Source organism: Psychromicrobium xiongbiense (genome assembly GCF_030271165.1).
Classification (GTDB): domain Bacteria; phylum Actinomycetota; class Actinomycetes; order Actinomycetales; family Micrococcaceae; genus Renibacterium; species Renibacterium xiongbiense.
On sequence record NZ_JASSZH010000005.1, the window covers coordinates 17,432 to 34,197 of the forward strand.

The 16,766-nt window shown below is 64.4% G+C and carries 20 protein-coding genes, 4 tRNA genes and 1 riboswitch; of the genes, 15 read left to right on the top strand and 9 right to left on the bottom strand.

The window, feature by feature from the left end; translation table 11 throughout:
* Window positions 1-10: 10 nt before the first annotated feature.
* From QQM37_RS01195 to QQM37_RS01210, 4 genes are all read right to left on the bottom strand, one after another.
* Entirely contained in the window at window positions 11-499 is a 489-nt protein-coding gene (locus QQM37_RS01195) for a hypothetical protein (RefSeq protein ID WP_285724231.1), read from the bottom strand.
* 69 nt (window positions 500-568) lie between these two features.
* Window positions 569-1,075 (bottom strand): aminoacyl-tRNA deacylase, encoded by a 507-nt coding sequence (locus QQM37_RS01200; RefSeq protein ID WP_285724233.1) that lies wholly within the window; start codon window positions 1,073-1,075, stop codon window positions 569-571.
* Between the two features lie 8 nt (window positions 1,076-1,083).
* Window positions 1,084-1,572: a SufE family protein gene (locus QQM37_RS01205; protein ID WP_420030103.1), complete on the bottom strand. Its 489-nt coding sequence runs from the start codon at window positions 1,570-1,572 to the stop codon at window positions 1,084-1,086.
* A 12-nt stretch (window positions 1,573-1,584) separates the two neighbouring features.
* The gene (locus tag QQM37_RS01210; RefSeq protein WP_285724237.1) at window positions 1,585-2,493 is read right to left on the bottom strand and encodes a sulfurtransferase; all 909 of its coding nucleotides are present in this window, start codon (window positions 2,491-2,493) and stop codon (window positions 1,585-1,587) included.
* A 164-nt stretch (window positions 2,494-2,657) separates the two neighbouring features.
* Here QQM37_RS01210 and zapE point away from each other — a divergent pair, with 164 nt between their 5' ends.
* Complete coding sequence (gene zapE, locus QQM37_RS01215; RefSeq protein WP_285724239.1) at window positions 2,658-3,704, top strand: cell division protein ZapE; 1,047 nt, start codon at window positions 2,658-2,660, stop codon at window positions 3,702-3,704.
* Between the two features lie 4 nt (window positions 3,705-3,708).
* Here the strand turns inward: zapE and QQM37_RS01220 are convergent, their stop codons facing one another.
* The 5 genes from QQM37_RS01220 to QQM37_RS01240 all read right to left on the bottom strand — a co-directional run bounded on the left by QQM37_RS01220 (window position 3,709) and on the right by QQM37_RS01240 (window position 5,722).
* Entirely contained in the window at window positions 3,709-4,908 is a 1,200-nt protein-coding gene (locus QQM37_RS01220) for a benzoate/H(+) symporter BenE family transporter (protein WP_285724242.1), read from the bottom strand.
* A 78-nt stretch (window positions 4,909-4,986) separates the two neighbouring features.
* Complete coding sequence (locus QQM37_RS01225) at window positions 4,987-5,232, bottom strand: antitoxin (RefSeq protein WP_285724244.1); 246 nt, start codon at window positions 5,230-5,232, stop codon at window positions 4,987-4,989.
* A gap of 164 nt (window positions 5,233-5,396) precedes the next feature.
* Window positions 5,397-5,471, bottom strand: a tRNA-Val gene (locus QQM37_RS01230).
* A gap of 39 nt (window positions 5,472-5,510) precedes the next feature.
* Window positions 5,511-5,581: transfer RNA gene (locus tag QQM37_RS01235), tRNA-Cys, on the bottom strand.
* A 69-nt stretch (window positions 5,582-5,650) separates the two neighbouring features.
* Window positions 5,651-5,722: transfer RNA gene (locus QQM37_RS01240), tRNA-Gly, on the bottom strand.
* Window positions 5,723-6,023: 301 nt separating this feature from the next.
* Here QQM37_RS01240 and QQM37_RS01245 point away from each other — a divergent pair.
* The 14 genes from QQM37_RS01245 to hisG all read left to right on the top strand — a co-directional run bounded on the left by QQM37_RS01245 (window position 6,024) and on the right by hisG (window position 16,760).
* Window positions 6,024-6,095 (top strand) — tRNA-Val (locus QQM37_RS01245).
* Between the two features lie 143 nt (window positions 6,096-6,238).
* Window positions 6,239-7,132 carry a cytochrome gene (locus QQM37_RS01250; RefSeq protein WP_285724246.1) on the top strand — a complete coding sequence of 298 codons (894 nt, stop codon included), beginning with the start codon at window positions 6,239-6,241 and terminating at the stop codon, window positions 7,130-7,132.
* 101 nt (window positions 7,133-7,233) lie between these two features.
* Window positions 7,234-7,800: a peptide deformylase gene (gene def / locus QQM37_RS01255; RefSeq protein WP_285724249.1), complete on the top strand. Its 567-nt coding sequence runs from the start codon at window positions 7,234-7,236 to the stop codon at window positions 7,798-7,800.
* A complete protein-coding gene (fmt, locus tag QQM37_RS01260; RefSeq protein ID WP_285724251.1) occupies window positions 7,797-8,720 on the top strand; it encodes a methionyl-tRNA formyltransferase in 924 nt (307 codons plus the stop codon). The genes def and fmt overlap by 4 nt, the downstream gene beginning before the upstream one ends.
* Window positions 8,713-10,284 (top strand): RsmB/NOP family class I SAM-dependent RNA methyltransferase, encoded by a 1,572-nt coding sequence (locus QQM37_RS01265; protein WP_285724253.1) that lies wholly within the window; start codon window positions 8,713-8,715, stop codon window positions 10,282-10,284. Before fmt ends, QQM37_RS01265 begins: the two co-directional genes overlap by 8 nt.
* A gap of 88 nt (window positions 10,285-10,372) precedes the next feature.
* Complete coding sequence (rpe, locus tag QQM37_RS01270) at window positions 10,373-11,023, top strand: ribulose-phosphate 3-epimerase (RefSeq protein ID WP_285724254.1); 651 nt, start codon at window positions 10,373-10,375, stop codon at window positions 11,021-11,023.
* 83 nt (window positions 11,024-11,106) lie between these two features.
* Window positions 11,107-11,241, top strand: a riboswitch (FMN riboswitch).
* Between the two features lie 86 nt (window positions 11,242-11,327).
* Window positions 11,328-12,053: a nicotinamide riboside transporter PnuC gene (gene pnuC, locus QQM37_RS01275; RefSeq protein WP_285724257.1), complete on the top strand. Its 726-nt coding sequence runs from the start codon at window positions 11,328-11,330 to the stop codon at window positions 12,051-12,053.
* Complete coding sequence (gene ribD / locus QQM37_RS01280; protein ID WP_285724259.1) at window positions 12,050-13,099, top strand: bifunctional diaminohydroxyphosphoribosylaminopyrimidine deaminase/5-amino-6-(5-phosphoribosylamino)uracil reductase RibD; 1,050 nt, start codon at window positions 12,050-12,052, stop codon at window positions 13,097-13,099. The genes pnuC and ribD overlap by 4 nt, the downstream gene beginning before the upstream one ends.
* 3 nt (window positions 13,100-13,102) lie before the next feature.
* Window positions 13,103-13,717 (top strand): riboflavin synthase, encoded by a 615-nt coding sequence (locus QQM37_RS01285; RefSeq protein WP_285724261.1) that lies wholly within the window; start codon window positions 13,103-13,105, stop codon window positions 13,715-13,717.
* On the top strand, window positions 13,714-14,415 hold the full coding sequence (gene ribB, locus QQM37_RS01290) for a 3,4-dihydroxy-2-butanone-4-phosphate synthase (protein ID WP_285724263.1): 702 nt from the start codon (window positions 13,714-13,716) through the stop codon (window positions 14,413-14,415). Before QQM37_RS01285 ends, ribB begins: the two co-directional genes overlap by 4 nt.
* A complete protein-coding gene (gene ribA / locus QQM37_RS01295; protein WP_285724265.1) occupies window positions 14,412-15,086 on the top strand; it encodes a GTP cyclohydrolase II in 675 nt (224 codons plus the stop codon). Before ribB ends, ribA begins: the two co-directional genes overlap by 4 nt.
* Window positions 15,083-15,571 carry a 6,7-dimethyl-8-ribityllumazine synthase gene (gene ribH, locus QQM37_RS01300; RefSeq protein WP_285724267.1) on the top strand — a complete coding sequence of 163 codons (489 nt, stop codon included), beginning with the start codon at window positions 15,083-15,085 and terminating at the stop codon, window positions 15,569-15,571. The genes ribA and ribH overlap by 4 nt, the downstream gene beginning before the upstream one ends.
* Window positions 15,572-15,580: 9 nt before the next feature.
* The gene (locus QQM37_RS01305) at window positions 15,581-15,844 is read left to right on the top strand and encodes a phosphoribosyl-ATP diphosphatase (RefSeq protein ID WP_285724269.1); all 264 of its coding nucleotides are present in this window, start codon (window positions 15,581-15,583) and stop codon (window positions 15,842-15,844) included.
* Between the two features lie 73 nt (window positions 15,845-15,917).
* Window positions 15,918-16,760, top strand: coding sequence for an ATP phosphoribosyltransferase (gene hisG / locus QQM37_RS01310; protein ID WP_285724271.1), 843 nt, complete (start codon window positions 15,918-15,920; stop codon window positions 16,758-16,760).
* Window positions 16,761-16,766 lie beyond the last annotated feature (6 nt).

Genomic DNA, 16,766 nt, shown 5'->3' on the forward strand with positions numbered 1-16,766 from the left:
TTTCTAACGCTCAGGACTCGCCAATGAATCCCGAGCCGGAGTACAGGTGAAGAACCGGCAGACCCAGCTTGTGCTGAGCCTGGCTGGCCCAGTCGGTATGGAAGGTGTCTTCCAGAGCATGTGGCTCGGTGACCACAACAGCCTGGCGTGCCTGAGCGGAGCCAACCTCGGCGATCAGGCCAGCGACGGCATCGCCCTCCACGAGCTTGCCGGTGGCCGTGAGCCCGGCAGCTGCGAGAGCGGCTAAGGAGGACTGCAGAATGGCCTCGGAGTTCGCCCGCGCCTCATCGGCCGAGGGCCTGGGCCGGAACTCTTTGAGTGCAGCAGGGATGTCCAATAGGCTCAGCTGGTCGATGACGTCCACCAGCAGGTTTCGGCGCGGCTCCGCCTCCACCAGCAGGGTCAGCTCAGCGGGCGCGTCCTCGACGAGTTCCTGCAGATTCTGCACGTCCATCGGAGTCAGCGCGGTCTCGGTCAGCACAATGATTCGCTCGGTCATGGCCCAAGCCTACTGGCAACTGGGGCGTTGTCAGCCCACATCTGGGGGCAGCAGATCTTCTGCGACTGCTCAGGACGTGAGTGCGATGGCGGCAACCACCGCATCGGCCAGACGGACCAGATCCTGCGGCGCAAGCTCAACGTCCAGCCCGCGACGCCCCGCGGAACAGAAGATAGTCGGAAAGGTCAGTGCGCTGCTGTCGATCACCGTCCGGTGAGCCTGCCGGGACCCCAGTGGTGCCATGCCACCGATGACGTATCCCGTGCGCCGTTGGGCATCCACCGGATCCGCCAGTGTCACCTTCTTCACTCCCAGGACAGCGGCGAGTGACCTGAGATCCAGCCTGCCGCTGACCGGCACCATGGCAGCCACCCACGTGTTGGTCCCGCAGTCATCGACGGTGGTTAGCAGCGTCTTGAACACCTGCTCCGGCGGAAGCCCGAGAGCCTCGGCGGCCTCGGTTCCGAAGGAGCGAACTGCCGGATCATGATGATAGGCATGGAGCTGGTAGGGAACCGGTTCCGCATCCAGCCGGACCGTCATCGGGGTGCCGCCGGGGCCTTTCTTTGTCGTCACCCGGCCGGTTACCGTGCGTTCTGGACCGACCGCGCCTGGGCGTCCCTTAACTGGCGCTTGATCCGACCCAGCATGGCCGTCATGCCACGCAGGCGCAACGGAGTCAGCGCACGGGTGAGCCCCAGTTGTTCGGGCATATCGTCTGGGACGGCCAGAATCTCAGCCACGGTGTGCCCGTTGAGGCCCTCATGGAGCACACTGGCAAAGCCGCGGGTAGTCGGTGCCTCTGCGGGAGCCGAGAAGAACAGCTGGACGGTCCCGTCCGGCTGGGGTTCAACGGTGAGGAACAGGGGCGACTGGCATTCCACGACCTGCTCCAGTAACTCCACGTGCTCGGCGAGCCGGGGCGGCAGCGCCGGGAGGCTACGGGAAAACTCCAGCAGCAACTGGAGCCTTTCCTTTTCCTCGAGGGACTGGAAATCGTCGATGATCTCGGCGAGCGTCTGCGGCAGTGAAGTGTCGGTCACGATTTCCAGCGTAGTCCTCGTTGGAACCATCTCCCAGCCGGCTCAGAGCACGCCAGCGGCTTCACCCTTCACAATCGGAACGCGGACGGCATTGCCCCATTCGGTCCAGGACCCGTCGTAGTTGCGGACCGTCTCGAAGCCCAGCAGGTGCTTGAGGACAAACCAGGTGTGGCTGGAGCGTTCGCCGATGCGGCAGTAGGCCACCACATCGTCGCCGTTCTTCAGCCCGGCACTGTCCAGGTAGATGGCTTCGAGCTCTTCACGGTTGCGGAAGGTTCCATCCTCAGCGGCAGCCCGGGCCCACGGCACCGAGGCAGCAGTGGGGATATGGCCACCGCGCAAGGCACCCTCTTCAGGGTAGGCGGGCATGGAGGTGCGGGCGCCGGTGTACTCCTCGGGGGAGCGGACATCGATCAAGGGTCCCTGACCCAGGTGGGCAAGAACGTCATCACGGAAAGCCCGGATGTCCTCGTCGTGACGTTCCACCACGGGGTATTCCGCCACAGCAGGCGTCGGCGTCTCGGTGGAGAGCTCGCGACCCTCCGCGATCCACTTGTCCCGGCCGCCGTCGATCAGCCGGACGTCCTCATGGCCGAACAGGGTGAAGACCCAGAGGGCGTAGGCGGCCCACCAGTTCGACTTATCGCCATAGATCACCACGGTGGTGTCCCGGTTGATGCCTTTGGACGCCAGAAGCTCGGCGAAAGCCGCCCCATCGATGTAATCGCGAGTGTCGGCATCGTTGAGATCGGTGTGCCAGTCGATTTTGACTGCCCCGGGGATATGGCCGGTTTCATAGAGCAGCACGTCCTCGTCGGACTCCACGACAGCCAGTTCGCCGGTGCCTACCTGGCCTGCGGCGATGGCGTCCGCAACCCATTGGGTAGAGACCAGACGCTCCGGGTGGGCGTAGTCGGTGAACTTCTCGGTGGTGTCAGGGGCAAGGCTCACGATTGCTCATTTCGGTCGAGGGGATCACTGAGTGGTCTTCAGCTTAACCACGAGCGGACAGTAAAAATGTCCGCTCGGTCACGAAAAGACATATCCCCGGTGTGCGGGCGGTATTCTGGCTGTGCACCGCAGATTCGCGGTTCTCCGACTTCTCACCGACGGAAATGTTTCCCTTGCATACTGAACATCTGGTGGACCGCACGCCCAACGTCTCAGCTGGGGAGCTTCTCCAGGGATTCTTCCCCTCCCCGCGATTCGGAGAGGTGTCCTTTGCCAGTTATCGGCCGGATCCGCAGCAACCCAGCCAGGTGGCGGCGGTCACTGCCCTGGAGACCTTCGCTCAGACGGTGGGAGTGCCGGTGGCCAGAGGGCTGAAGCGACTCTTTAAGGGGAACAGGAAAGCGGACCGCGCTGGCATCTACCTGGACGGTGGCTTTGGCGTGGGGAAGACGCACCTTCTGGCCTCCCTGTGGCATGCGGTTCCGGGGCCCAAGGCCTTCGGCACCTTCGTGGAGTACACCAATCTGGTGGGTGCTCTCTCCTTCCGGAAGACTGTGGAACATCTCTCCGGCTACAACCTGGTCTGCATTGATGAATTCGAGCTGGACGATCCGGGGGACACCGTTCTGATGTCCCGGCTGATGCGTGAGCTTGCCGATGCGGGGGTGAAGCTGGCGGCCACCTCCAATACTCTGCCTGGTTCCCTGGGCGAGGGACGGTTCGCTGCCGTTGATTTCCAGCGGGAGATCCAGGTGCTGGCGGACCAGTTCGACGTGATCCGGATCGATGGCGAGGACTATCGGCATCGTGGTCTGCCCACACCGCCCGAGCCGCTGGCCGACGAACTCCTGGACGCTGCGGCAGCGGTTGAGTTCGCCGGTAAGCGCGTCGCGGTGGATGACTTTCCCTCGCTGTTGGTGCATCTGGCCGGGGTTCACCCGAGCCGGTACCGTCAACTCATCGATGGCATTGACGCCGTCGTCTGGCACGCTGTGGAGACCATCACCGACCAGAGCACCGCTTTGCGCTTTGTGGTGCTGGCGGACAGGCTCTACGACAAAGACGTGCCGATCATGGCATCCGGCGTACCCATGGACCAGCTCTTCTCCGAAGAGATGATGCGCGGGGGATACCTGAAGAAGTACTTCCGCGCGGTGTCCCGCCTGACCGCACTGACCCGCGAAGGCCAGCAGGTCGATCTGCCCTCCTGACCGTCTAGAGTCCTGAGCGCCGGGTCGTTCGGCGGAACAGCCACCGCACCAACAGTCCGATCACCAGTGCCCAGAAGGCCGCACCGATTCCGGCGAAACTGATCCCGGATGCCGCCAGAAGAAGAGTGATGGCCGCCGGGATCCGGTCGCTCGGCTCCTGCAGTGCTCTACTGAGTGCCGCGATCAAAGTGCTCATCAGAGCGAGCCCGGCCACGGCCTCGATGACGCCACGGGGCCCGGCGGAGATGACCGCGACGAGCAGAGCCGAGCAGCCAGCCAGCAGAAGGTAGGCCCAGCCCGAGGTGAAAGCAGCGATCCATCGACGACGCCGGTCTGGGCCGGCCTCCTCACCGGCGGTCAGAGCGGCGCTCAGAGCTGCAAGGTTGATGGCATGCCCTCCCCAGGGCGCGGCGAGAGCGGTGCCCACGCCAGTGACCAGCATGGCGGGTCGCCAGGGTGTCTGGTACCCGAAGGATGCCAGCACCGCCACGCCGGGCACGTTCTGTGAGGCCATGGTGACGACGAAAAGCGGCAGGGCAACGCCCACGACCGCCTGCACTGTCAAGCGTGGTGTGGTCCAGTGCAACTCCGGCCAGATGTGCTCTAGAACGAGAGGGTGCCCCTGGATCACCATGCTGAGCACGATGCCGGCCAGCGCAAGAACAAAAGCGGCAGGGACAGCCCATCTGGGAGCCATCACCGTCAGGAGCAGCCAGAGCACGAGCACCGGGATCACCAGGAGTGGCACGCTGGCCAGGGCGGTAAAGGGCTGCAGGCAGAGCGGGAGAAGTACGCCGGCCAGCATGGCTTGCGCCAGAGCGGCCGGAATACGCCTCAGTAGCTGACCCAGAGCGGGCACCAGGCCGGTCAGCATGAAAAGGACCCCGGTGAGGAGGAAGGCGCCCACGGCGGCAGGCCATCCGCCATCGAGACCGGTGGAACCGGCAAGCAGGGCCGCTCCGGGCGTCGACCAGGCCAGTGTCACCGGCAGGCGGCTGGTCCAGGAGAGAAACACTGCGCCGAGGCCGAATGCCAGCGTCAGTGCGAGCAGACCGGAGGCCGCCTGCGATTCTGTGGCGCCGACGGCGTGCAGGCCGGCCAGGACAACAGCGAAGGACGAGGTGAATCCGACCAGTGCTGTGACGATACCGGCGATGACCGGGCGGGCGATCACCTGCGCAGAGAGCGAACGGCTGGGGGTCATGAGGCCTTCTTAAACGAAGAGTACTGGCACCGCCTCGCGGCGGGACCAGCACTCTTTTGACTTGGATCGGGAGCCGGGTCAGGCCTGCGGTTCCTCGGTGGCTGCTGCACCTTCAGCGGGTGCACCAGCGCCCTGGTCTCCGCCTGAAACTTTCCCTACGAGGCCGGAAGCTGCGCCCTGGACTGCATCTACCTGGTCTTTGAACTTATCGCCGGTCTTCTCGTCGATGAAGTCGCCAACCTTTTCGATGCCGTCCTTGAGGGCTTCCTTATTGCCTTCGAAGAGTTCTCCGGCTTTGTCCTTGATCTCGTCAAACAGACCCACAGACACCTCCTATCATTTCGGCGGAGCCAGATTCGCTCCTCTTCTGTGATCGTATCCCGCCCGGAAGAATCTGACCAGAGTCGAGCGAAATGCATCCCGGCGCTGGGGGAGGGCACGCAAAAAGCCCCGGTCGAGATGCTGTTGCATCTCGACCGGGGCTACCGTGGTGGGCGATACTGGGATCGAACCAGTGACCTCTTCCGTGTCAGGGAAGCGCGCTACCGCTGCGCCAATCGCCCGGAAAACCGCAAACTCTACTGCTCTGATCGGAGACAGAGAGGTGGGGACGGGATTCGAACCCGCGTAAACGGCTTTGCAGGCCGCTGCCTCGCCTCTCGGCCACCCCACCGTGTCGAAGACCCGGACTTCAGTATCCCGTGTCTTCTTCAGACGCTGGTCTGATCAACAGTTTCCTGCGAGCGGATGACGAGATTCGAACTCGCGACCCTCACCTTGGCAAGGTGATGCTCTACCACTGAGCCACATCCGCAGAAGGAACCGGTTTTCCGTGAGAACCGGGGCTTCAGGGAAGTTTGCGCCTCCCAGAAACTTTCTTCGCTCTCGTGTTCCTGCGAGTAAGAACTCTATCTGAGGTTCTCTGAAACGCCAAATTGACCGTGTTTCCGCGTGTTTTCGGGGTGTGGAGTGATTGCTTGATGAGTCTCTCGCAGTGACAGGATGCCGTCTGGGGCGAGGAAGTGACCGGCTCCGGTCGACTGAACTTACAACTGAACTCAGGGGCCGATTAGGCACAAGACGCATGCTTCCGGTAGGCTTTCTGAGCAGCTTGCGGGCGATTGGCGCAGTGGTAGCGCGCTTCGTTCACACCGAAGAGGTCACTGGTTCGAACCCAGTATCGCCCACCGAGAGCCTGACCGGGAGGTCGGCAGTTTGCTGCGGATGAGGGCGGGTTTCACCGATTGAGGTGGGCCCGCCCTTCCTTTATTTGATTCCTTTTCAGCCGTCCCGGAGTTCCGCTGTCTGCACCTGGTGGCATAGTAAAAGCATGACTCAACCTGCTCTGGCACATGCGACCCATCTGGGCAGGATGTATGCCCGTTCTCTGACCGAGCGTCCCACGGTTCCCTCGATCACGACCGTGATTGGCATGCAGTCCATGGACCTGGACGGGTGGGTCGGATATATGGCTGCCAACGCCCTGGCGGCGAGCCCGACACTGGCCGAGGCCGTGGGCCGGCCGGACAAAATGCGCCCCCTGGTTCGGGCCTCGGCCTCGGCAGCCGCTGACTACCGGGAAGCTGCTGCCGCGCGCGGAGACCGGGTGCACTTCTATGCCGAACAGGTGTCGCTACGCGATCTGGGCCGGGAACACCGGCTCGACCAGGCGCGGGAGGCGCTCGCTGCGGCCCAGGAACTCCGCTTCGCTGAGCGCTTTGATGAGTGGTGGAAGGGATTCGGGGTCGTCCCGCTGGAGCCCGAAGTCAGCGTCTGGAACCAGACAGTGGGGTACGCCGGCACACTCGATCTTGTGGCGACCATTGCCGGCAGGCTCTGCCTGATCGACTTCAAAACCAAGGGCACTGACCGCAACGGGCAGATCAAGGCGATGGATCCCAAGGTCGTTATGCAGCTTGTCGCCGGAATGAAAGCCGAGGAGAGCCTGGTCGACGCCAGTACGGGGACCTGGCAGCCCTGGCGCTATGGGCAGGATCCGCTGCTTCTGGCGGTCGCCATCGGTGAGACCGAGGTGTTGCCAATGCGGGCGAATCCGGAGGTGCTGCCAGCGTATTGGTACAAGTTCTGTGCCTTGCGCAAACTCTGGGAACGGGACGCAGAAGCCGGTCGTGGGCCGGCCCCCTTGCTGGCGGTTCCACCGCCCACCGCGTTCCCTGCTGGAGGCCTGGCAGCAAACACCGGGCCGATCCCTCCCACAGCCTAGAATTGAACCGTCTGTTTTTCCTGGCGGGTTTTCCTGGCAGGGCACGTCACTTCCAGACCCTCTTCACCTGAACCTTCAACTGAACGGAATCCTGAGTAGGCATGGCGATTCTTCATATTCGGCTCATCGGGGACCCTGTTCTGCGCACCCCGGCAGCACCGGTCACTGACTTTGGCCCGGAGCTGGAAAAGCTGGTGGCTGACATGACGGAGACCATGAACGATGTCGCCGGGGTGGGTCTTGCGGCTCCGCAGATCGGCGTGAGCCTGCAGGTTTTCACCTATGCAATCGGAGATGCGCAGGGGCACGTGATCAATCCCACGATCATCAACAGCGCAGAGCTCCAGGGCTCGGGCGCTGAGGGTTGTCTTTCGGTCCCCGGCCTCGGGTTCCCTGCGCCGCGCTTCGAACACAGTGTGGTTCGCGGGTTTGATCTCCACGGCGAACCGGTGACCGTTGAGGGAACCGGATATCTGGCCCGGTGCCTCCAGCATGAGACAGACCATCTGAACGGAACGCTCTTCATTGACCGTCTGGAAGGAACTGACCGCAAGAACGCCATGCGGTCCATCCGACAGGCGGACTACTCCGGCATCACTGCGCAGACGAACGACCTGCGTGCCCGCACCGTGGCATCCAGTTTCGGTGGCCTGGGCGGGACCGCATGAAGGTCCTCTTCGCGGGTACCCCAGTCGTCGCCCTGCCCAGTCTCGAAGCTCTGCTCGCCGCGGGATTCGACGTCGTCGGGGTGCTGACCCGGCCCGATGCGCCGCTGGGCCGCAAGCGCGTCCTCACCCCCTCACCGGTGGCAGCGCGGGCTGAGGAACTCGGGCTCCCGGTGATCAGGGCATCCCGGGTGGACGCTGAGGCGCAGGAGGCCATTCGTACCCTCCAGCCCGAGGTGGCCGCCATCGTCGCCTATGGCGCGCTGGTCCCGCCCGCAGCTCTGCAGATTCCACCCTTCGGGTGGATCAATCTGCATTTCTCCCTGCTTCCGGCCTGGCGCGGAGCTGCGCCCGTGCAATATGCCGTCCTGCACGGGGATGAGGTGACGGGTGCCTCCACTTTCCAACTGGAGGCGGGGCTGGATACCGGCCCGGTCTTCGGTACCGTGACCGAGCCGATTCGTGCGAAGGACACCAGCGAGGAACTGCTCAGCCGCCTGGCCCGCCGCGGTGCAGGCTTGCTGACCAGTACGCTGAGTTTCGTGGAGTCCGGCCAGGCGGTAGCGACCCCACAGTCAGGACCGGTGAGCCTGGCCCCCAAACTGACTCTGGCAGATGCCCAGGTCGACTTCCACGACACTGCGCTTGCTCTCTCGCGCCGGATTCGCGCCATGACCGTGGAGCCGGGTGCATGGACCCTGCTTGCCGGTCAACGATTCAAGCTCGGGCCGGTGATCCTGCGTCCTGACTCTCGCGGGCTCAAGCCCGGGGAGCTGGCCGTGGTGAATGGAGCAGCACTGGTCGGGACCGGCTCGCATGCCGTCCAACTGATCACGGTTCAGCCTGCCGGAAAAAAGATGATGAGCGCCGCTGACTGGCTGCGTGGAATGGCGACGACACAGGAGGTGATGTTCGGTGAATAACGGCACACACGATGACGGTCGCCGGGGAAAGCGAGAGGGTGCGGGGCCGCGCCAACCGTCGGGCGGGGCCGCAGGGGGTAGATCCTCCTCCGGCGGCGGACGCCGCAATGAACAGGGCCGGGAACGCAACCGTGGCACCCGCGCACCCCGCCAGTATTCCGAGGCCACACCCGCTCAGCGTCTGCGCGAAGCCGATCCGGCCAGACTGGTCGCCTTCGAGGTGTTGCGGGCGGTTTCTGCTGACAACGCCTACGCCAATCTGGTGCTTCCCGCGGCCATTCGCCGCGCCGGGCTGGACCGCCGCGATGCCGGGCTGGCCACCGAACTCAGCTATGGCGCCCTCCGCGGTCAGGGCACCTATGACGCCATCATCAGCCGCTGTATGGACCGTACCCTCGCCGAGGTGGAGCCTGCCGTACTCGACGTCATTCGTCTGGGTGCTCATCAGCTACTGGCCACCCGCATTCCGCCGCATGCCGCAGTGAACCAGACTGTGGGTCTGGCCCGCGCGGTGGTCGGGGCCGGTGCTGCGTCCTTTGTCAACGCCATCCTGCGCCGGATTTCCGAACATGATCTTGCCGCCTGGCTTGAATTGCTGACGGATGGTGCGGATCCGCTGGAGGCCGCTGCCGTGCGGTATGCGCATCCGGCCTGGATCGTGCGTGCCCTGCGCCAGTCGCTGGTCAGTCACGGACGCCCAGTGGAGGAGATCGACGCTCTTCTGGAGGCGGATAACGCCGCACCTGTGGTCAACCTGGTGGCGCTGCCGGGGCTCGGGAGCCTGGATGAGGCGCTGGATGCAGGTTTTGAACCCGGACCACTCGTGGAGGACTCGGCGATCGGATCCGGTGGAGACCCCGGGCGCATGGCCGATGTGCGTTCCGGACGGGTCCGGGTGCAGGACGTGGGTTCCCAGCTGGTCTCCCGCGCCCTGGCTGGCGTGCCACTGCAGACCGAGGAGGGAACGCCGGAACGGTGGCTTGATCTCTGTGCCGGCCCGGGCGGAAAAGCTGCCTTACTGGCCGCGCTGGCCCACGAATCCGGTGCCAGCCTGCTGGCTAATGAGCCGACCCCTCACCGAGCCGAGCTGGTCCGCAAGGCTCTCCTCGCGGTCCCGGAGGAGACCTGGCAGCTACGCCAGGGGGATGGCCGGACCATTGGCGAGGAGTCTCCTGAACGCTTCCACCGAATCCTGGTGGACGCGCCGTGCAGCGGCCTGGGCGCACTGCGACGGCGCCCCGAGGCCCGCTGGCGCAGGACTCCCGCCGAGGTGGCCCAGCTGAGCATCCTGCAACGTGAACTGCTCAGCGCAGGCCTGGATGCCCTGGCACCGGGCGGCGTTCTGGCCTATGTGACCTGCTCTCCGCATCCAGCGGAAACCAGCGCCGTGGTCGCTGATGTACTGCGCAAGCGCCAGGACATCGTCGCCCTCGATGCCGGATCGGCTCTGGACGCTGTGGCGCTCCGACCACTGGAGGCGGGACACGATCAGCAGGCGCAGCTCTGGCCGCATCTGCACGGCACCGATGCGATGTTCCTGGCGCTTTTGCAGAAGAAGACCTGAGCGGAGGTCGTCATCGTCCCTCACACTGCAGCACTGGGGTGCAAGAATCCGAGTGCACCTATGAATTACAGAATCGAGAAATCCGAGCATGGCAGCAATTCACCCCAGCATCCTGTCAGCTGACTTCGTCAACCTTCAGGCCGAGCTTGACCGCATCGCCAATGCTGACGCCGTCCACGTTGACGTGATGGACAATCACTTTGTGCCGAACCTCACACTTGGCCTGCCCGTGGTGCAGCGCATTCAGCAGGTCAGCCCAGTGCCGCTCGATGTGCATCTGATGATCGAGGATGTGGATCGCTGGGCCCCCGAGTATGCAAAGACCGGCGCGGCTTCGGTGACGTTTCATGTCGAGGCATCCCGGGCACCGATTCTGCTGGCCCGGGAACTGCGCGCCTGCGGTGCCCGTGCTGGTATGGCCTTGCGCCCTGCCACAGCGGTGGAGCCCTATCTGGATCTTCTGGCCGAGCTGGATCTGCTGCTCGTGATGACGGTGGAGCCGGGCTTCGGTGGCCAGGGTTTCCTGGACGTGCTGTTGCCGAAGATTCGCCGCGCCCGGGCCGCTATCGACGGCTCGGGGGCTGCGGTGGCGCTCCAGGTGGACGGCGGTGTCTCCGAGTCGACCATCGTGCGTGCCGCGGAGGCGGGTGCCACCGTCTTCGTCGCGGGTTCCGCCGTTTACAACACGCCGGATCCGGAAGCCGCCATCGACCGGCTCCGTCAACTGACAGATCTCTGACCGGCGATCTCTGACACGGCGAGGGAAGAAAATGCCCTCGCCGTGCGTTGGTGCCTGAGTAGTTAGTGCAGAATAGAACAATCAACGTGCTCCGGGGTCGGTGTAAGTCCGAACCGGCGGTGATAGTCCGCGAACCACAGCTGCTCTTTGGAGTGGATGTGGCCGATCCGGTGAAATTCCGGTACCGACAGTTAAAGTCTGGATGGGAGAAGCGCGCGAGTTTTGGCATGCCAGGGAGAGGTCTCTTTTCCGCGTGCTCATGACTACGTCCCCGGAGCCATCGCAGTAGATGGAAGGGAACGTAGTGGAATTTCTGCGGTGGCTCTTTGACGCCAAACTCGAATTCGCCGGTGGCGGGTTCCTGTTGTGGCGAGAAGTGCTGGGAAATGTCTTTGGACTGTTGAGCGCCCTGGGTGGGATGCGTCGAAAGGCGTGGGCCTGGCCGGTGGGCATTGTAGGCAACGTCCTTCTTTTCACGGTGTTCATGGGCACCGTCTTCGGCTCCCCGCAGGCGGTCAATCTCTGGGGCCAGGCGGGCCGCCAGATCATGTTCATCGTGGTCTCGGTCTACGGCTGGTACCGCTGGCGCCAGCCTCGGCATGCGGTCACGGGTGCCGTTGACACCGCCACGCGATCGGAGACGGCGATTGTGCCGCGGTGGGCCAGCTGGCCGGTCCGCTTGGGCCTGGTGGCAGCCCTCCTGGGCGGCACCGCGATCCTGACGCCTCTGTTCAGTCTTCTTGGATCGTATCCGCCGGTCTGGGCCGATGCCTGGATCTTCACCGGCTCGCTTCTGGCCACCTACGGGATGGCGCGGGGCTGGGTGGAATTCTGGCTGCTCTGGGTGGCCGTCGACGTTGTCGGGGTTCCTTTGCTGTTTTCTGCGGGCTACATCGCCAGTGCCCTGATGTACATCTTTTACGGGGCTTTCACCCTGGCCGGATTCTTTATCTGGTGGCGGGTCAGGTACCTGAATGGTCGCCTGAGCCCCCAGCCGGTGGAGGCATCGGCTGTGGAGGCGCGACCATGAGCATGGTGCTCGCGGAGGAAAGCGCCATGGAGACCGCACTCGACGCCGCTCTCGGTGGGGTGCGCGGTGCCAACCCGCTGGTGGGGGCCGTGATCCTGGATCCGCAGGGGCGGCTGCTCGCCGTGGGACATCACCGCGGGGCCGGAACGCCGCATGCCGAAGCTGATGCCCTCGCACAGCTGGAGCCTGGGCAGGCGCATGGGGCCACCGCGGTGGTGACCCTGGAGCCCTGCAACCACCAGGGCCGCATGCCTGCCTGTTCGCACGCTCTGGTCGAGGCCGGCATCGGGCGCGTGGTTTATGCCGTGGATGACCCGGATCGGCGCGCTGCCGGCGGTGCCGAATATCTTCGTTCCGCCGGGGTCGAGGTCCAGGGAGGCGTTCTTCGGCCCCGGGCTGAGGAGCTGAACCGGCGCTGGCTGCGCGCGGTGCGTGAACAGCGGCCGTACACCAGCCTTCATCTGGCCCAGACGCTCGACGGGCGGATCGCCGCCCAGGACGGCACCAGCCAGTGGATCTCCGGCCCGGAGGCACTGGAGGACAATCATGCCCTGCGCAGCCGGGTGGACGCCATGCTGGTCGGTACCGGGACGGTGCTGGCTGATAATCCGCGTCTGACCGCACGCATTCCGGGTGGTGCCCTGCACCCGCATCAGCCGTTGCGTGTGGTGTTGGGCGAGCGAGAGGTATCGGAGGATGCCGCCATCCGTGGGGACGGCGCCTGGCTGCACCTGCGGCATCGGGACCCGGTCCGTGCGGGGAAGGAACTGCACCGCCAAGGCGTCCGCCATCTGATGGTGGAAGGCGGCTCCCAGGTGACGGCGGCTTTTCTGGCCGCAGACGCTGTCGATGAAATCACGGTGGCGCTGGCCCCGACCATTCTGGGCGCGGGAATTCCTGTGATTGGCGATCTGGGTATCCGGACGCTCAGCGATGCCCTGAGTTTCGACTGGGATCCCGCTGCCGGCCTGACGCTGAAGGGCCGCGACCTCATCTTTACTCTGATTCCCCGCGATGCGCGGGACGACTCGTCGGAAAGGCGATAGACGATGTTTACCGGAATTGTGGCCGCACGCGGCACGATCACAGATCTTCAGCTCGGGCCCGCAGGGGCGGTGCTTTTCCTGGAGGCAGGCCAGCAGGCCGAGGGACTCAGTTGGGGTGGCTCGATCGCTGTGGACGGCGTCTGCCTGACCGCCACCTCGATTGAGCAGGGAGTGGTCCGGCTGGACGTGATGGGGGAGACTCTGGAACGGACCACACTCGGCTCCAGGGTGGTGGGCGAGTCAGTCAACCTGGAACGTTGCGTTCCTGCCGGCGGACGCCTGGACGGGCACGTCGTGCAGGGTCACGTGGACGGCGTCGGGAGCCTGCTCGAACGTGTTGATCTTGGCCCGTGGCAGCGGCTGCGTTTTGCCCTGCCGCCCCGGTTGGCCAGATACGTTGCTGAGAAGGGGTCCATAGCCGTCGATGGCGTGTCGCTGACGGTCACCGCGGTCAGCGCGCCGGGGGAGCCCGAGCCGTGGTTCGAGGTAGGGATCATCCCGACCACCCTGGCCGAGACTGGGCTGGGCGTAAAGTCGATCGGCGAGGGCGTCAATCTGGAGACCGATGTGCTGGCCAAGTACACCGAACGGCTGCTCGCCTTCCGGGAAGACTCATGAACCGGACCAGCCCCAGTGAGCCAGTAGGTTCCGGGCAACAAGAAGAGCTTTGGGGCATCCCCGAGGCGATCGCTGCAATAGCCCGCGGTGGCGCAGTCGTGGTGGTAGATGACGAAAGCCGGGAAAACGAGGGCGATGTCATTTTCGCAGCAGAGCACAGCACGGCCGAGTTGATGGGCTGGACCATCAGGCATACATCAGGGGTGATCTGCGTGCCGCTGGACCACCAGCACGCGGATCGGCTTGAGCTGCCGCCGATGACGGAGGTCAACCAGGACGGAAAGGGCACCGCCTATACGGTCAGCTGCGATGCGGCCCAGGGCGTGTCCACCGGGATCAGTGCCACCGACCGTGCGCGAACGGCGCGGGTCCTGGCGGACCCGGCATCGATCGCGGAGGACCTGACCCGACCTGGGCATATTTTCCCGCTTCGCGCCGTTGAAGGCGGGGTGAGGCAGCGGCCAGGCCACACCGAGGCTGCTGTTGAGCTGGCGGTTCTGGCTGGCTGCCAACCCGTAGCCGTGATCAGCGAGATCGTCCGTGACGATGGCGAGATGATGCGTCGCGCCGAACTCGAGGTGTTTTCCCGCGAGCATGGCTGCCCGATGATCTCGATCGCTGACCTGGTGAAATATCTTGACCGCCATGAGAGCAGCGCACTCGCCCGCAGTGGGGCGCACCCGGAGGTAGAACGATGAACACACCCCTCGATCCTGAGGTTGAACTGCTCGCTGGGCCGGTGGTCCAGCTGCCCACCGTGCACGGAATCTTCCAGATGCAGGCCTGGCATGAGGAAGGTACCGGGATTGAGCATCTTTCGGTACAGGTCCCGGTGCCGGATGGCTCGACTCCGCTGGTCCGGGTTCACTCTGAATGCCTGACCGGTGACGTCTTCGGTTCTTACCGTTGCGATTGCGGAGAACAACTGGATGACGCCCTGCAACAGATCCAGCGGCACGGCGGGGTGGTGGTGTACTTGCGCGGCCAGGAAGGTCGCGGCATCGGACTGTCCAATAAGCTTCGTGCCTATGCCTTGCAGGAAGCCGGGGCAGACACGGTGGAAGCCAACGAACAGTTGGGCCTGCCGGTGGATGCACGATCCTATGGGGCAGCCGCAGCGATTCTTCGCGAGCTCGGTTTTGAGACGATCAATCTGCTCTCCAACAATCCGGCGAAGTCGGAACGATTGGCGGCGCTGGGCATCACGATTGCGGACGTGATTCCCGCCGAGGTGCCCACCCGCGCAGAGAACCTTCGGTATCTGCAGACCAAGCGGGACAAAATGAACCATCAACTGAGTTTGCAGGGCTTCGCTGAGCCGCGGCCCCTGCCCATCTCGACCACCCTTTCGAAAGGACAACCCGCATGAGCGGAGCTGGCGCACCACAGACCGAGTCCCTCGACGCCTCCGGACTCGCCCTGACCATCATTGCTGCTTCCTGGCACGAACAGGTGATGGACGGGCTTCTGGACGGTGCCCTCCGGGCCGCCCAGGATGCCGGCATCGGGGCACCGCGCGTCATTCGCGTGCCGGGCACCTTTGAACTGCCGGTAGCTGCCAGTCGGTTGGCCGGGAGTTCTGATGCCCTGGTGGCGCTGGGCGTCGTCATCCGTGGCGGTACACCGCATTTTGACTACGTCTGTCAGGGTGCGACGTCCGGGCTGACGGAGGTCTCCGTGCGCACCGGGGTGCCGGTCGGCTTCGGTGTGCTGACCTGCGATAACGAGCGTCAGGCGCTGGACCGGGCCGGACTCGCAGCCAGTGGTGACTTCCCCGGATCGGTGGAGGACAAAGGATACGAGGCGACGCATGCCGCGCTCAACACGGCGCTGATCCTGCGCTCAACCCGATAAGCTGGAGTCGTGAAATCCTTCGAAGCCCTTTTTGCTGAGCTCAGCGAGAAAGCGGTGCAGCGTCCAGCCGGATCCAAGACCGTCATCGAACTGGATTCGGGCGTGCATGGAATCGGCAAGAAAATCGTGGAAGAAGCGGCGGAAGTCTGGATGGCCGCAGAGTTCCAGAGTGATGTCGAAGCCGCGGAGGAGATCTCCCAGCTGCTCTACCACGTGCAAGTCATGATGGTGGCCAAGGGGATCAGCCTGGAAGACGTCTACACCCATCTCTAGCCGCCGGCCGTGCGCCGGTGGCCTGTTGCCGTCCTTTCCCAGCTTTCCCCACTCATAGACTTGAGGATTTTCCATGCTTCGCGTAGCCGTGCCCAATAAGGGCTCTCTGTCAGAATCAGCCGCCGCCATGCTCTCTGAAGCCGGGTACCGGCAGCGCCGGGATACCCGGGAGCTGGTGCTGGTCGATGCCGAAAACGACATCGAGTTCTTCTACCTGCGCCCGCGCGACATCGCGGTGTACGTTGGCTCCGGCACCCTCGATCTGGGCATCACGGGGCGCGATCTGCTCCTGGACGCGCAGGTGAACGCCGGTGAGCTGCTCCAGTTGGGCTTTGCTGCCTCCACCTTCCGCTTTGCCGGGCCGATCGGTGACTTCTCGACACTGAAGGAGCTGGAGGGCAAACGGATCGCCACCAGCTATGACGGTCTGCTGCGACAGTATCTTGCCGACCACGGGGTGAATTCCACCGTGGTACGCCTCGATGGCGCTGTGGAGTCTTCGGTGCGACTGGGCGTGGCGGACGCCATCGCTGATGTGGTGGAGACCGGTAACACGCTACGTGCGGCCGGCATGGAGATCTTCGCTGATCCGATCCTGCGTTCCGAGGCTGTGCTGATCGGCCGCACCGGGCAGACCCCACCAGGACTGGATGTCCTGATTCGACGGCTGCAGGGCGTTCTGGTCGCGCGGCAGTACGTGCTGATGGACTACGACATCCGCAAGGACCTGGTGGATGCTGCCAGTGCGCTGACTCCGGGACTCGAGTCGCCAACCGTCTCGCCGCTGCGCGATTCTGACTGGGTCGCGGTGCGCTCCATGGTGCCCAAAAAGGACACCAACCGGGTGATGGACGAGCTCTATGACCTCGGGGCACGGGCTATTCTGGTCTCCTCCATTCACGCCTGCCGTATCTGAGCCACT